The sequence below is a fragment of the Streptomyces fragilis genome (genome assembly GCF_003112515.1).
GTDB classification, from domain to species: Bacteria; Actinomycetota; Actinomycetes; order Streptomycetales; family Streptomycetaceae; genus Streptomyces; species Streptomyces fragilis.
This window is the reverse complement of the sequence record NZ_BEVZ01000002.1, coordinates 1,844,742-1,858,881: the sequence shown is the minus strand read 5'-3', so window position 1 is coordinate 1,858,881 and position 14,140 is coordinate 1,844,742. Positions and strand designations below refer to the sequence as shown.

Below are 14,140 nucleotides of genomic sequence, written 5' to 3'. Positions count from 1 at the left end.
TCGGCCCCGGAGGGCTCAGGCGCGGCCCTTCTCCTTCAGGTAGTCCTCGACGCCCGGGGCGACCCGGGCCTCCTCCACGATCTCCGCCCCGCCCAGCGCGTCCTTGGACGGCTTGAGGACGTAGTTCTCGACCGCGGCCGGGCGCTTCACGTTGCCGAAGTTCTGCGGGGTGCCCAGGCCGGTGTCGGCGTCGGTGAGCTGACGGTGCGCCTTGACGACGTCCTCACGGGCCAGGCTGCCGTTGTCGCAGGCCTTCTCCAGGGCGAGGCCCAGGAGCAGGGCGGTGTTGTAGCCGGAGAGCACGCCGGTGTCGACCGGTGCCTTCGGGTAGGCCTTCTGGTACTTCTCGACCATCTCCTTCACGCCGGGGATGTCGGCGTTGACCGCGGGGGCGGCGCTGATCATGTTCAGCATGCCCTCGAGGGCGGGAGCGGCCTCGGAGGCCATCAGCTGCGGCGAGTAGCCGGGGATGTTGGAGACGACGGGCACCTTCAGGCCGCGGGAGGCCGCGACGCCCACCAGCGAGGCGGTCTGCACCGGTCCGGCGCTGATCAGGACGGCCTTGACCTTGGCCTTCTGCAGCGCGGCCACCTGGGCCGACAGGTCCTGGTCGGTGGGCTTGATCTTCTGCTCGACGATCTCCAGCCCGGCCTTCGCGGCGGCCCACTTGGAGCCCTCGAGGGCGTTGGCGCCGTAGTCGCCCTCGAAGTAGACGTGCCCGACCTTGTCGCCCTTCCCGATGCCCTTGGCGCGGGTCAGGAAGTCGACGCCGGCGATCATGTCGACGTCGTAGGTGGTACCGGTGACCTGGACGGGATCGATGCCCAGCAGGGAGGCGGACCATGCCTGCGGGTAGGTGAGGATCTGGTCCTTCTGGATGTCGTCGAGCAGCGCGGCGACCACCGGCGAGCCGATGACCTGCGACAGGGCCACGGAGTCGGAAGCCACCTCGGAGTAGGCGGCGACGGCCTTCTGGACGTCGTAGCCGTGGTCCTTGACGGTGATCTCGATCTTGCGGTCGCAGATGCCGCCCTTGGCGTTCACGTCGTCGGCCCACATCTTCTGGGCGTTGGTGATGGACTCGCCGAGGGTGGCGTACGGGCCGGTCAGGTCGGTGAGCGAACCGATCCTGATGGTGGTGTCGGTGACGCCGGGGCCGCCCTTGATGCCGCCCGCGCCCTCCTTGCCCTTGTCGTCCTCGGCCTTGGTGCTGCAGCCCGCGAGGAGCAGAGCCGACAGGGCCGCGGCGGCGGTGATGCGGGTGGCGCGACGGTGCGCCCGGGGCGTTGCGTTCACGGGGTGTGCTCCTTGACTGTGGCGACGGGAACTGCGGACGTGCTCACGGGCTCGGCGAGCCCGGTGTCGGGAGGCGGCGCGGACGGCTGGGGCCGCGACCGGGGACGGAGCCGGCGGGCGAGTCCGCTCAGGCCGTCGGGGGCCCACAGCAGGATCACCACGATCGCGGCGCCGTAGAGGTAGCGGGAGGCCTCGGTGGGGCCGAGTGATCCGTCCGGGGAGCCGGGGGCGGCGACGAGCGGGAGCTGGTCGGCGTACTTGGCCATCACCAGCGGCAGCGCGGTCACGAAGAACGCGCCGGCGACGGCTCCGGCCACCGAGCCGAGGCCGCCGATGACGATCATGGCGAGGTAGTCGATGGACAGGACCAGCCCGAAGTAGTCGGGCACCACGCGCCGGAAGGACAGCGCGAGCAGCACTCCGGCGAGGCCGGCGTACATGGAGGAGACCACGAAGGCCGAGGAGCGGTAGCGGGCCACCGGCACGCCCATGACGGACGCCGCGGTCTCGCTGTCGCGCAGTGCCACCAGGGCCCGGCCCGGACGGCCGCGCAGCAGGCCGCGCGCGGTGAACCAGGTGAACGCCAGCAGCGCCAGGCCGAAGTACCACAGGCGCTCCTCGGCGCCGAACGGCACGCCCAGGACCGTGAGGTCGTCCTGGCCGGCGTCCAGGACCAGGCCGCCGATCTCCATCGGCGGCACCGAGCGGCCGTTGAAGCCGCCGGTGACCCCGTCCATGGTGAGCATCAGGTGGTGGCCGATGAAGACCAGCGCCAGGGTGGCGATGCCCAGGTACATGCCCTTCACCCGGCCGGCGACCGGGCTGAAGACGCCGCCGGCCGCTCCGGCGAGCAGCACGGCCAGCACCATGGCGATCACCGGCGGGAGGCCGGGTCCGGGGTCGCCGGAGAAGTACACGTAGCCGTAGGCGCCGACGGCCAGGAAGAAGGAGTGGCCCATGGAGAGCTGGCCGGCGGTCCCGGACAGCAGGGTGAGTCCGACGGCGCCGATGGCGGCGGCCATGGAGAAGAGGCCGATCCGCAGCCAGTAGGACTCCAGGTAGAGCGGCAGCGCGCACAGCACCAGCAGCGGGACCAGGACGGCGGCGGGGCGCAGCAGCGGCTTGGCGGCGTCAGACACGGGCCGCTCCCTTCGCTCCGAACAGTCCGTTGGGCCGCACCAGCAGCACCAGGACCATGACCACGTAGGGGGCGACGTCGCTCAGGCCGTCGCCGAGGACGTGCAGGTCGCTCTGGTAGGTGATGACGAAGGCCTCGGTCAGGCCGATCACCAGGCTGCCCGCCAGGGCGCCCACGGGTGAGGCGAGGCCGCCGAGGATGGCGGCCGGGAACGCCTTGAGGGCGATCTGCCCGGTGGTGCGCTCCAGGCCGGTGGCGGGGAAGGCGGCGAGGAAGACCGCGGCGAGGGCGGCGAGGGCTCCGGCCAGGCACCAGGCGAGCATGCGGGTCCGGCCGAGCCGGATGCCCTGGAGGGCGGCGGCCTCGGTGTCCTCTGCGGCGCAGCGCAGGGACAGGCCCCAGCGGCTGTACCGGAAGAGGGCGAAGACGACGCCGATGACCAGGGCGGAGACCGCGATGGCGGCGAGCCGGCTGTCGGCGACGGTGACCGGGCCGAGGGTGCGGACCTCGTCGCCCCAGGGGTCGCCCAGCGAGAGCAGGTCGCCGCCGATCCTGCGGGCGAGGTCCGTGACCAGCAGGATGTCGATGCCGATGGTGACGATGGTGGCGACGTGCGCCGCCTTGGGGTCCTGCGGCAGGCGCTGCAGCAGGACCCGGTCGATCACGCCGGCCAGGGCGGCGGTGGCGAGGACGCCCACCGCCAGCGCCCCGGCGAAGCCGAGGTCGTCGTGGAGCACGGCGGTGAGGTAGCCGCCGAGGAGCAGCAGGGAGCCGTGGGCGAAGTTCATGACGTGCGACGCCTTGAAGATGATGACGAAGCCGAGCGCCACCAGCGCGTAGACCGCTCCCAGGGCGAGGCCCGCGAGGAGGGTGTCGAGCAGGCCTGTCATGCCGCTTCCTTTCCGGGCGTGTCCGCGCCGGTGCCGAGGTAGGCCCGCAGCACCTCGGGGTCCTGGCGGACCTCGTCGGGGGTGCCGTGGGCGATGCGCCTGCCGAAGTCGAGGACGGTGACCTCGTCGGCGAGACGCATCACCAGTCCCATGTCGTGCTCCACCAGCACGATGGACAGGCCGAGTTGCTCGCGGACGGTGCGGATGACCTCGACCGCGGCGGTGCGTTCGGTGGTGTTCATGCCGGCGACGGGTTCGTCGAGCAGGAGGACCCGGGGCTCCAGGCACAGGGCGCGGGCCATCTCGACCCGCTTGCGGTCGCCGTAGGACAGCAGGGCGACCGGCTGGTCGAAGTGGCGCTCCAGGCCGACGATCCCGGCGATCTCGCGGGCCCGGGCGAGGTGGGCGCGCTGTTCGCGGACGGCGTGCGGCAGGTGCAGCGCGGAGGAGACGAAGCCGGCGCGGGTGAGGGCGTGGCGGCCGAGCATCAGGTTGTCGCCGACGGTGCCCTCGGTGGTGACGATGTTCTGGAAGGTGCGTGCGACGCCGAGGGCGGCGATCCGGTGCGGGGCGAGGCCGGTGAGGAGGTGTTCGCCGTAGCGGACGGTCCCGGAGACCGGCCGGTAGAGGCCGGAGAGGACGTTGAAGCAGGTCGACTTGCCGGCGCCGTTGGGGCCGATCACGGCGTGGACGGAGCCGGGCGCCACGGTGAAGGAGACGTCGTCGAGCGCGGTGAGGCCGGCGAAGCGGACGGTGACGCCCTCGACCTCCAGGGGCCTGGGCGTCTCGGGCCGCGCGGTCGCGGTGGTGCGGAGGTTCATGCCGCCCCCCTCTCCGGGCCGCCGGGCGCGGTCTCGTCCGTGGCGTGTCCGGTGGCGCCCTCCGTCGCGTCGGCCTCGCCGAGGTAGAGGCGGCGGACGGCGTCGGTGCGGGCCAGCTCGGCGGCCGGGCCGGAGAGCCGGACCTCGCCCACCTCGAGGACGTGGGCGTGGTCGGCGAGGGCGAGCGCCATGCCGGCGTTCTGCTCGACCAGCAGCACGGAGGTGCCCTGGGCGTTGATCTCGCGGACGACCTCGGCGATCCGCTCGACCATCTGCGGGGCCAGACCCAGCGAGGGCTCGTCCAGCAGGAGAAGTTTCGGGGCCGCCATCAGGGCGCGTCCGATGGCCAGCATCTGCTGCTCGCCGCCGGAGAGCAGGCCGGCCTGCTGCCGGGTGCGCTCGGCCAGGCGGGGGAAGAGCGTGAAGACCCGCTCGCGGCCCTCCTTGATCCGCTCGGGGGTGCGCCGGCCCAGGCCGAGGCCGCCGGAGCGCAGGTTCTCGTCCACCGTCAGGGCGGCGAAGACCCGTCTGCCCTCGGGCACCTGGACGACTCCGGCGCGCACCGCGGCGACCGGGTCCTGTCCGTCGAGGACGGTCTCCCCGTAGCGGATGGCGCCCGCGGTGACGGCGCCGCGGTGCAGGCGCAGGGTTCCGGACACCGCGCGCAGCAGGGTGGTCTTGCCGGCGCCGTTGGCGCCGAGCAGGGTGACGACGCTGCCGGGCGGCACGTCCAGACTCACGGAGCGCAGTGCGGAGACCGCGCGTCCGTAGGTCACGTCGAGGTTCTCCACCCTGAGGGTGGACGCCTCGTCCGATGCTCGGGGCATCACTGCTCCTTGGTTGCGTGCCGCGCGACCGGGGCCGGGGCTGGGCCGTGAGGGGTCTGGCCCCGGCGGGGCCGGGTCCGGGCACGGGGATCGTCGTTCGTCCGTTCCGTGCGGAAGTGGTGCCCAGATCAGCACGCGTGGAGGGTGCCGGTACAGCGGAAGGGCCGTGCTCGCGGCGGGCGGCCAACGGTTTCCGCGGCGGGTTGTGCGGGTGCCCAGTGGCGGCCCGTGGGCAGGTGGGAGGCGGTGCGGGCGGTCGCGGGCACGGCGGTGCCCCGGACCGTCGCCGTCACGCGGTCCGGGGCACGGGGGTGGTGTGCTCGGGCGCCGCCTCAGGGGTGGAGCAGGCGGCGGGCGGCCAGCGCGAGGCTCACCTGGACGACGTCGGCCGGGCGGGTCAGGGAGCGGCCGGTGAGCTGTTCGCAGCGGCGGAGCCGGTTGAGGACGGTGTTGCGGTGACAGTAGAGGCGGGCGCCGGCCCGCTGCGCGGAACCGTCGCAATCCAGCCACGCGGCGAGGGTGTCCAGGAGCAGGTCGCGGTCGGAGGGCTCCAGGCGCAGCAGGGGGCCGAGGACCTCCTCGGCGAGGGCGCGGCCGAGCTCGGGGCTGGAGAGCAGCAGGGCGCTGGGGAGCTGTTCGTGCAGGCGCACCGAGCCGCCCGTGTCGGGGCAGATGCCGAGGGCGGTGTCGGCGTGGCGGCGGGCGTCGCCGAGGGCGGCCAGGCCCTCGACGCCGAGGCCGACGCCGACGCGGGCGCCCTGCGGGGGGTCCTGAGCGGCGAGGCGTCGCAGGTCGGCGTCGTCCTCGAGCAGCACGATGCCGTGGTCGAGGTCGACGCCGGTGTGCCAGTGCACCCGCAGGCCGGCGGGGACGGCGGCGGAGCGGGCGGCGGCGCTCTCGGCGGCCGCGCCCGCGCTGACCGCGACGACGGCGTAGCGGCCCTGTTCGGGCAGACCGAGGGCCTCGGCCGCCTCGGGGAGGTCGGCGATGCGGCTGGTGCCGTCCAGCAGGGAGGCGGTGAGCAGGCGCAGCCGGTTCTCCCGGCGCCAGGCGAGGCGGCGTTCGACCTGCCGGTAGGCGTCGGCGACGAGGGTGCAGTGTTCGTCGACGAAGTTCCAGACGTCGGCGGCGACGTGGACCAGGAGCCGGACGTCGTCGGGGGCGCTGCGGGAGGTCTCCTCGACGAGCGACTGCCACACGAGGGAGCCGCCGAGGCGGAAGGCGTGCAGCAGGGCGTCGAGCGGGAAGCCGTGCTCGGCGCGGGTGGCGCCGATCCTCCACGAGCAGCGGCGGGCCTCCTCCCGGGCGGTGCGCGGGTCGAGGAGGGAGGCCACGCTGTGCCGCAGGGAGCCGTGGGCCTCCTGCCAGGTGCCGGCGGGGTCGGTCTCCATGGCCGTCCGGTAGGCGGGTTCCTGTTCGCGCAGCGCCGCCACCAGCCGGTCCGTGAGGTCGGGCAGATTGCCCTGCACGGCCCGGGCGCTGCGGTGCAGCACGCGGAGCGCCTCCGCGTCGATCAGCGACCTGAAGCGCGGCGAACGGGGCTGCGGCACGGGGGTCGTCGCGGGGCGCAGTGCTCCTCGTGACCGTACGGCTTGGTACATCGCGATCCTCCTCCGAGGTCGGCTCTCCCCGGCAGTACGCGCGCGACGGCCATGGTGCTGCGGCCCCCACGGTCCGGGGGCCGCGTTGCGGCCGTCACCTGACTCGTCCTGCTCGAAGAATGACATACCGTCCGGTCGGTCCCTAGAGGTGTGCAGCTAGTTGCTCATTTGTTACCGACGGTTTTCGCCGGGTTCCGCGCCCGCGGACCGCCGCTACCGCTCCAGGCCGACCATGCGCGCGAGCTCGACGCGGGAGCGGACGCCGAGCGCGGCGAAGATGTTGCGCAGGTGGTGGTCGACGGTGCGGGTGCTCACCGACAGGCGCTGGGCGACCTCCCGGTTGGTGTCGCCGGCGGCCACGCAGCGGGCGATGCGCTGCTGCTGGGGGGTCAGGCGGGAGAGCGCGCCGCCCAGCGGGGCGGCGGGCGCCTCCCCGTTGGCGCGCAGTTCGGCGCGCGCCTGGTCGGCCCAGACCCGGGCGCCGCAGCGTTCGAAGATGTGCAGGGCGTCGCGGAGCCGTCCGCGGGCCTCGCGGGGGCGGCGGCGACGGCGCAGCCACTTGCCGTAGAGCAGCTGGGTGCGGGCCTGCTCGAAGTCTCCGCCGGCCCGCTCGTGCAGTTCGAGGGCGCGCCGGTAGTGGGTGTCCGCGCCGTCGGTGTCGTCGGGCGGGGCCAGCAGGGCCCGGCAGCGGGCGAGCTGGGCGGGCGCCTGGGGGTCGGCGCCGAAGTCCGCCCAGAGTTCGAACTCCTCGACCACGATGCGGGCCTCGTCCGCGCGGCCGGCGAGCACGGCGGCCTCGGCGAAACAGGGCATCACCAGCGCCCGGACCGCGAAGTGGCCTCCGGTGCGCCCGGGCCGCACCAGAGGGGCGAGCCGGGCCGCGGCCTCGGAGGGCCTGCCGCGGCCCAGTTCGGCGCGTCCGGTGGCCCATTCGGCGAGCGTGGCGGTCTGGGCGAGGCCGTGGCTCCGGGCGGTGGCCAGCGCGGCGGCGGCCTGGGCGGTGACCTCCTCGGTGTCGCCCTCGATGGAGGAGGCGAGGGCGAGGATCGCCCGGTGGTGGGCGGCGGTGTTGCGCCGCCGGGAGTGCAGGGCCGAGCGCAGGCCCTCCTCCGCGTGCGCGCGGGCCCTGGCGTGCCGGCCCGCCCTCAGTTCGGCGTAGGCGAGGTACTCCAGGGTCTGCGGCACGAACGCCTCGTGGCCGCGGGCGCGGGCCGCCGCAAGGGCGCGGGCCCCGGCGCGGCACGCGGTGTCCACCTCGCCGAGCAGCAGCGCGGCGGTGGCGGCGCGCTGCAGCGCCTCGGGTTCGTCCTGGGTCCAGCCGTGGTCGAGTACGCGACGCAGCGGGCGGGCGGCGTCGGCCAGCCGCGCCTCGAGGATGGCGCGCAGCCCGGTGAGGTAGTCCCGCACCGGGTCGGGCCGTCCGGGACCGGGTGCGGGGGCGGTCGCCGTGGCGCCGGCCAGCGCCGACAGGCAGCCGGTCAGGTCCCCTGCGGCCCAGGCCGCGTCCGCGGCGGCGACGGTGGCGGCCAGCGCCAGTTCGGGCGCCTCGCCCGCCAGCAGGGACCGGGCGAACAGGAGCGAGGCGTGGGCGTCGGCGACCGGCCCGTCCCCGAGTGTCATCACTCCGCGCAGCAGTTCGGCGCGCCCGCGCACGGTGGCTCGGGCCTCGGGACCGCCCGCGTCGGCGAGCAGCCCGCGCGCCTGCGCCGGGCGGCCCGCCAGCAGGGCCTGTTCGGCGGCGGCGGTGCGGCGTTCGGCACGCCGGGTGACCTCCGGGGTGAGGTCGGCCGCCAGGGAGAGGGCGGCGGCCCGCTGGAGGTGGGTGGCGTCGGTGCGCGGGTCGAGGGCGCTGCGCGCCAGGTCCCCGGCGAGCGCCGCGTCGGGGGCGCCGGCCGCGTGGGCGAGGTGGAGCAGGGCGGGCAGGCGGTGGCCGTCGGCGGTCAGGACGGCGGCGAGCGCGCGGTGGGCGGCCCGGCGGCGCTCCGGGCGGGCGCTCGCGTGGACGGCCCGGCGGATCAGGGTGCCCGTGAAGCGGAGCCTGCCGTCGGTGCGTACGAGGAGGTCGGCGGCGCGCTCGGTGCGGGGCGGCGCGGCGGCGGCCGGGCCGAGGCGGGCGGCGGCGCGCAGCACCAGGTCGGCGTCGACGCCCGGCCGTCCGTCGGCCGGGGCGGTCTCGTGCGCGGCGGCGGCCACCAGGAGCAGGTCGTGCAGGCTGGTGGGCAGCCCGGCCAGGCTCTCGCCCACCACCGACGCGAGCACGTCCGCGTCGGCCAGCGGGCGCGGCAGCCGGGCGGCGCCGCTCAGCTCGTCGGGCCCCAGGCGGCGGACCAGGGCGTGCAGCAGGGCGGGGTTGCCGTCGGCCTCCGTGAGGAGTTCGTCGCCGACGGCGGGGTCGACGCCGCCGGGCACGAGGTCGTCGAGCAGCGCCCGGGCGGCGGTCCGCGGCAGCGGGCCCAGGCGCAGGACGGGCAGCCCCGCGAAGTCCGGGTCGGCGGCGTGGTGCCGGGTGACGGAGATCAGCAGGCCGACCCGGCCGGCCGCGTGGAGGCGGCGGGCGGCGAACCCGAGCGCGGCGCGGGAGGGGGCGTCCCACAGGTGGGCGTCGTCGACGCAGAGCAGGAGGGGACCGCCGTCGGCGGCGGCCACGAGCAGGTCGAGGAGGCCTTCGGGGGTTCTGCGGACGGGCGGCGCGCCGCCCGCGGCGGCGGCGGCGCAGCGCACGGCGTGCACGCCGCTGTAGGGGAGGCGGGACTCGGCGGCGGTCGCGCCGACCCGCAGGACGGGGCCGGCGCCGAAGGACCGGGCCACGTCCCGAAGGAGCGTGGTGCGTCCCAGCCCGGGCTCGCCGGTGAGGAGGAGGACGGCGCTGTCGTCCTCCAGACGGTTCGTCAGGGTCGCGGCCACCGCGCGCAGTTCCTCGGTCCGGCCGTGCGTTCGCGAGGGGGTGATGACGGTCGTCTGTCCGGTCATTCCCGCGATGTTACGGAGGAGTAAAGCCCGCCGGAAGTATGCGGTCCGCCTCTCGCGGGGCGGGTGTGTGGCCGTCCACGGAGGGCGGTGGCGGACTGTGCGCCGGCACACGTCCGCTTCCGCCGGGCGGGGAGGCCCCCGGTGGCGGGAGGTAGCGGGGAACGCCGAACGGCGGCCGCGCGTCGTGCGCGGCCGCCGTCGGGGTCCCCCGGGTCAGAAGGCGCAGGTGTTCCGGTAGTCCGAGACGTCGCTGAAGAGCCCGGTGGAGGGGCCCGGGCAGAGGAACTGGGAGTAGCGGGTGTCGTTGTCGACCCACCGCTTCAGCCAGGAGATGCTGTACTTCGCGATCGTCGTGTTCGAGGTGTTGGGCGCGAAGTGACTGGCGTTGTCCAGCTCGAGGTAGGCCTTCTCGGTGCTGGAGGGCAGGCTGGTGTAGAACGGGATGGAGTGCGAGGCCACGGGGGCGACGGCGTCCGCCTCGGCCCCGACGATCAGGGTGGGCGTGCGCACCTCGGGCCATGTCTTGTCGAGGTTCCACGGGGTCATCGGGATGATGGCCTTGACGGACGGCCGGTCCTTGGCCGCCTCCAGGGTGCCGCCGCCGCCCATCGAGTGGCCCATCAGGGCGACCCGGGTGGCGTCGACGCGGGAGCGGGCCGAGCTGCGCTGCGTCAGGTAGTCGGCGGCCGCCAGCATCTCGTCGCCGCGCTGGGCCGGCTGGTCGGCGGTGGTGATCGTGTCGATGGTGAACACCACGAAGCCCTGGGAGGCGAGCCGCTCGCCGAGCCATGAGATGGACGACTCGTAGGCGGTGAAGCCCGGGGTGATCACCACGGCGCCGAAGGTGCCGTCGCTGGTGGTGGTCGGGTAGTAGATCGTGCCGCCGCCGAACCCGGTCACCGCCAGGGAGGAGACGGAGGTCCTGGAGACCGCGTACGGCCCGCGCAGGGCCTCGATGCTGGAGTTGGTCGGGGCCGGGCCGCGCTCGTAGGGGTTGTCGGCCGCGGTGGCGCCCGGCGCCGCGAGGGTGCTGAAGGCGATGGCCGCGGCCACGGAGGCGGACAGGCCGGCGATACGACCAAGACGGCGCCGGCGGCCGGCCGGCGTGGGGGTGGCGTCGTTGGACGCGCTGCTCTGCGAGTGCTGCACGACGAGTCGTCCTCTCTGACGAGGCTCCCCCTGCGTGGTCGCGGCACGCGTCCTCTTGACGTGTCCGCGCCATCCGCCGGGGTTGCCGCTGACTGGCTACGTCACTGTCGGGCCGCTTCCGCCGCGCGTACATCGGCAAAATCACCGGTGTCACCACCCGTCCGGAACCGCGCGGCGCCCCGATGCCCTCGGTGAGCTGCGCCTTCGCCCCTGGTACCGGGGGGCGGGAAGAGAGAGGGTGTACGCGGCGCCGCTCTCTCCCCGGGTGCGGCGCCGGGTCCGGAACGCCGTCGTGGAGATGAGGAGTCACCTGTGAACACTGCCGCGCCGTCCCTCGTGAAGGGCGTCCCGCCCACCGTCGCCGACGTGCTGGAGCGGGCCGTGGCGACCGGACTGCTCGGCCCGGAGCAGCCGGTGGCCGGCTTCCTGGACACCGCGGGCATCCTGCGGGCGGTGGACGCCCTGCGCGAGGCGTTCGCCGGGGTGCCGCAGGTGCTGCACACCTTCGCCGCGAAGGCCTGCCCGCTCGTCCCGGTGCTGCGGCTGCTGGCGTCGACGGGGATGGGATGCGAGGTGGCGAGCCCCGGTGAGCTCCGGCTGGCGCTGGCCGCCGGTTTCGAGCCCGGCCGGATCGTCCTGGACTCCCCGGTGAAGACCGAGGCGGAGCTGCGGGAGGCCCTGGAGCTGGGGGTCGCGGTCAACGCGGACAACCTGGCGGAGGTGGAGCGGATCGCCCGGCTGCGCCCGGCGGGCTGCGCGTCCGTGCTGGGGCTGCGGGTCAATCCGCAGGTCGGCGGGGGCTCGATCGCGGCCACCAGCACCGCCACCGAGCATTCGAAGTTCGGTGTGGCGCTGCGTGATCCGGGGGCCGAGGAGCGGGTGGTGGAGGCCTTCGCCCGGCACCCGTGGCTGACCCGCGTCCACGTGCACGTCGGTTCGCAGGGCTGCCCGCTGCCGCTGATCGCCCAGGGTGTGGCGGTGGCGCACCGGCTGGCGGCCACCATCGACGCGCGGCTGGGGGAACGCCGGGTCACCGGCCTGGACATCGGCGGCGGACTGCCCGTCAACTTCGACGACGACGAGGTGAGGCCGACGCACGCGGAGTACGTGGCCGCCCTGCGGGAGGCGGAGCCCGCGCTGCTGGACGGACGCTACCGGCTGGTCACCGAGTTCGGCCGCTCGCTGCTCGCCAAGAACGGCTTCCTCGCCGCGCGGGTGGAGTACGTCAAGGACGCGGGCGGGCGCCGGGTGGCCCTCACCCACGCGGGCGGACAGGTCGCGACGCGGACGGTGCTGCTGCCCGACGCGTGGGCACTGCGGGTGACCGCGCACGGCCCCGACGGGCGGCCGAAGAACGCGTCGGCCATCAAGCAGGACGTCGCGGGGCCGCTGTGCTTCGCCGGGGACGTGGTGGCGCACGGCCGGGAGCTGCCGGAACTCGCGGAGGGCGACTGGGTGGTCCTGCACGACGCGGGCGCCTACTGCTTCACCGCGTCGTGGAGCTACAACAGCCTGCCGAGGCCCGCGGTGCACGGATTCCGCACCGGTGACGACGGCCGCCCGGTCCTCACCACGGTGCGCACGGCCCAGACGATCGAGGAGATCGCGCGCGAGTGCGGCCTGGACCACGCGGACGCGCTGCTCGAGGTGACCGACGGCGCGGCGGGCTGAGCCGGGGCCGCTCCCCCGCGCACACGTCGGCGCCCGCACCGGAAGTCCGGTGCGGGCGCCGACGATTGGGGAACGGGTGCTACCCGTTCGTGTCAGGCGTGACGGTGCGTGCTTCGACCGCCGGTGAAGGCACGGTAGAGCAGCAGAAGGATCACGGAGCCGATGATGGCTGCGATCCATGTAGAAAGGTCGAAGAAGCCGTCGATCGAGTCGACGCCGAAGATGACCTTGCCCAGCCAGCCACCGAGGAGACCACCGAGCACACCAATCACCATGGTGATGATGATGCCGCCGGGGTCGCGCCCCGGGAGCAGCGCCTTGGCGATGGCGCCGGCGATCAGGCCAATCAGGATCCAGGCGAGAATGCCCACCATTCCTCCACAGTCATCCAGGTTCTCTGTCCTTCCTTCGGATGTTCCGTACACGCCACGGCAAACCAAGTTTTTCGCGCCGCCACCGAGAGCGGTCACGGAGCGTGAGGAAACCAATCATCGGCCCGGCACGTATAAGTCGTTGGAGGCGGAGCGCCCGGCGACCGGATCGGGGGCCGGGCGGGTCGTGTCCGCACGGGGTATGTCACGGACCGTCCCAGGGAGAGACCCATGCGCATGTTCGCCCTCGATTACGCCAGGCCGGCCCAGGAGTGCGAGGTCACCGCGGCTCCGCCCTACAGATACGACCCTTCGCTGCAGCTGAACGTCCTCGACGACGGACGGGTGGCCGTGCGCGACCGGGACCTCCTGCGGGTCCTGGGGGCGACCACCTCCACCGCCGGTTCCAAGACCCACTTCGACGACTGACGCCGCCGGGGCGGGCACGAAGCAATGACCGTACTGATCCTGACATGTACACAGGATGTGACCGCGGATCTGGTGGTGGACCGGCTCGACGCACGGGGCGTGCCGGTGCTGCGGGTCGATCCGGCCGAACTTCCGGGCGCCGTCGGGCTGTCCGGCGAGTTCGGGGACGGCGCGATGGCGGGCACGCTGTCGGTGGGCGACCGGCGCGTGGGGCTCGGCGCCCTGCGGTCGGTGTGGGTGCGCCGGCCCGGCGTACCCGGCAGCGCCGCCGAGCAGGCCTCCGCCTGGCTCACCCAGGAGGCGTCCCAGGCCCTGTACGGCATGCTGCGGGGCAGCGGGGCCCGCTGGATGAACCCTCCGGAGGCGGCGTACCTGGCCCGGCACAAGCCCTGGCAGCTGCGGCTGGCCCAGGAGTGCGGGCTGCCGGTGCCCGCCACCCTGATCACCACGGTGCCGCACCACGCGCGGGACTTCGCCCGCCGCCACCGTGACCTGGTCGTCAAACCGGTGTCGGGGACGCACCCGCAGGATCCGCCCCTGGTGGTGCCGACCAGCCGGGTCCCCCCGGACGCCGACTTCGACGCGGTGGCGCTCGGGCCGACGCTCCTGCAGCGACTCGTCGTCAAGCGGGCCGACATACGGCTGACGGCGGTGGGCGACCGGCTCCTCGCGGCCCGCAAGGAGGTCTCCCCGGGCGCGTCCGCCGACGACGTCGACGTCCGTTTCGCCCCGTCCGGACACGCCTGGCGGCCCGTGGCCGTGCCCGCGCGGGTGGCCGAGGGCGTGCTCGGCTACCTCGAGGCCGCCCGTCTCGCCTACGGCGCCTTCGACTTCGCGGAGGACGCGCGGGGCGACTGGTGGTTCCTCGAGTGCAACCAGTCGGGGCAGTTCGCCTTCGTCGAGCTGGACACGGGTCAGCCGATCACGGACGCCGTGGCGGCCTGGCTGGCACGGCCCGCGCCCCGCCGCTGAGTGCG

Annotated in this window: 12 protein-coding genes; 3 read left to right on the top strand and 9 right to left on the bottom strand. The window is 74.5% G+C overall.

What is annotated here, in order from left to right; translation table 11 throughout:
* Positions 1 to 15: 15 nt before the first annotated feature.
* The 8 genes from Sfr03f_RS09880 to bdeA form a co-directional block, all read right to left on the bottom strand.
* Entirely contained in the window at positions 16 to 1,296 is a 1,281-nt protein-coding gene (locus tag Sfr03f_RS09880) for an ABC transporter substrate-binding protein (RefSeq protein ID WP_108953263.1), read from the bottom strand.
* On the bottom strand, positions 1,293 to 2,435 hold the full coding sequence (locus tag Sfr03f_RS09875; protein WP_108953262.1) for a branched-chain amino acid ABC transporter permease: 1,143 nt from the start codon (positions 2,433 to 2,435) through the stop codon (positions 1,293 to 1,295). The genes Sfr03f_RS09880 and Sfr03f_RS09875 overlap by 4 nt, the downstream gene beginning before the upstream one ends.
* A complete protein-coding gene (locus tag Sfr03f_RS09870; protein ID WP_108953261.1) occupies positions 2,428 to 3,324 on the bottom strand; it encodes a branched-chain amino acid ABC transporter permease in 897 nt (298 codons plus the stop codon). The genes Sfr03f_RS09875 and Sfr03f_RS09870 overlap by 8 nt, the downstream gene beginning before the upstream one ends.
* Positions 3,321 to 4,145: an ABC transporter ATP-binding protein gene (locus tag Sfr03f_RS09865; RefSeq protein ID WP_108953260.1), complete on the bottom strand. Its 825-nt coding sequence runs from the start codon at positions 4,143 to 4,145 to the stop codon at positions 3,321 to 3,323. Before Sfr03f_RS09865 ends, Sfr03f_RS09870 begins: the two co-directional genes overlap by 4 nt.
* Positions 4,142 to 4,972, bottom strand: a complete 831-nt coding sequence (locus Sfr03f_RS09860) for an ABC transporter ATP-binding protein (protein WP_108953259.1) — start codon at positions 4,970 to 4,972, stop codon at positions 4,142 to 4,144. Before Sfr03f_RS09860 ends, Sfr03f_RS09865 begins: the two co-directional genes overlap by 4 nt.
* A gap of 332 nt (positions 4,973 to 5,304) precedes the next feature.
* Positions 5,305 to 6,573 (bottom strand): PucR family transcriptional regulator, encoded by a 1,269-nt coding sequence (locus Sfr03f_RS09855; RefSeq protein ID WP_108953258.1) that lies wholly within the window; start codon positions 6,571 to 6,573, stop codon positions 5,305 to 5,307.
* Between the two features lie 213 nt (positions 6,574 to 6,786).
* On the bottom strand, positions 6,787 to 9,543 hold the full coding sequence (locus tag Sfr03f_RS09850) for a LuxR family transcriptional regulator (protein WP_108953257.1): 2,757 nt from the start codon (positions 9,541 to 9,543) through the stop codon (positions 6,787 to 6,789).
* Positions 9,544 to 9,756: 213 nt separating this feature from the next.
* Positions 9,757 to 10,692, bottom strand: coding sequence for a bis(hydroxyethyl) terephthalate hydrolase (gene bdeA, locus Sfr03f_RS09845; protein ID WP_372514425.1), 936 nt, complete (start codon positions 10,690 to 10,692; stop codon positions 9,757 to 9,759).
* Positions 10,693 to 11,004: 312 nt separating this feature from the next.
* Between bdeA and Sfr03f_RS09840 the strand changes: the two genes are divergently transcribed.
* Positions 11,005 to 12,363, top strand: coding sequence for a type III PLP-dependent enzyme domain-containing protein (locus Sfr03f_RS09840; RefSeq protein WP_108953256.1), 1,359 nt, complete (start codon positions 11,005 to 11,007; stop codon positions 12,361 to 12,363).
* A gap of 92 nt (positions 12,364 to 12,455) precedes the next feature.
* Here Sfr03f_RS09840 and Sfr03f_RS09835 read toward each other — a convergent pair whose 3' ends face one another.
* The gene (locus tag Sfr03f_RS09835) at positions 12,456 to 12,734 is read right to left on the bottom strand and encodes a GlsB/YeaQ/YmgE family stress response membrane protein (protein ID WP_108953573.1); all 279 of its coding nucleotides are present in this window, start codon (positions 12,732 to 12,734) and stop codon (positions 12,456 to 12,458) included.
* Positions 12,735 to 12,965: 231 nt separating this feature from the next.
* On the opposite strand from Sfr03f_RS09835, the gene tgmA reads away from it, so the two are divergent.
* Positions 12,966 to 13,163 (top strand): putative ATP-grasp-modified RiPP, encoded by a 198-nt coding sequence (gene tgmA / locus Sfr03f_RS09830; protein ID WP_108953255.1) that lies wholly within the window; start codon positions 12,966 to 12,968, stop codon positions 13,161 to 13,163.
* 24 nt (positions 13,164 to 13,187) lie between these two features.
* Positions 13,188 to 14,135, top strand: a complete 948-nt coding sequence (gene tgmB / locus Sfr03f_RS09825; protein WP_108953254.1) for an ATP-grasp ribosomal peptide maturase — start codon at positions 13,188 to 13,190, stop codon at positions 14,133 to 14,135.
* Positions 14,136 to 14,140 lie beyond the last annotated feature (5 nt).

Coding starts and splice junctions, on each gene's coding strand:
- Sfr03f_RS09870 (WP_108953261.1), bottom strand. CDS start 3,324: ATGACAGGCCTGCTCGACACCCTCCTCGCGGGCCTCGCCCTGGGAGCG.
- Sfr03f_RS09865 (WP_108953260.1), bottom strand. CDS start 4,145: ATGAACCTCCGCACCACCGCGACCGCGCGGCCCGAGACGCCCAGGCCC.
- Sfr03f_RS09860 (WP_108953259.1), bottom strand. CDS start 4,972: ATGCCCCGAGCATCGGACGAGGCGTCCACCCTCAGGGTGGAGAACCTC.
- Sfr03f_RS09855 (WP_108953258.1), bottom strand. CDS start 6,573: ATGTACCAAGCCGTACGGTCACGAGGAGCACTGCGCCCCGCGACGACC.
- Sfr03f_RS09850 (WP_108953257.1), bottom strand. CDS start 9,543: ATGACCGGACAGACGACCGTCATCACCCCCTCGCGAACGCACGGCCGG.
- tgmA (WP_108953255.1), top strand. CDS start 12,966: ATGCGCATGTTCGCCCTCGATTACGCCAGGCCGGCCCAGGAGTGCGAG.
- tgmB (WP_108953254.1), top strand. CDS start 13,188: ATGACCGTACTGATCCTGACATGTACACAGGATGTGACCGCGGATCTG.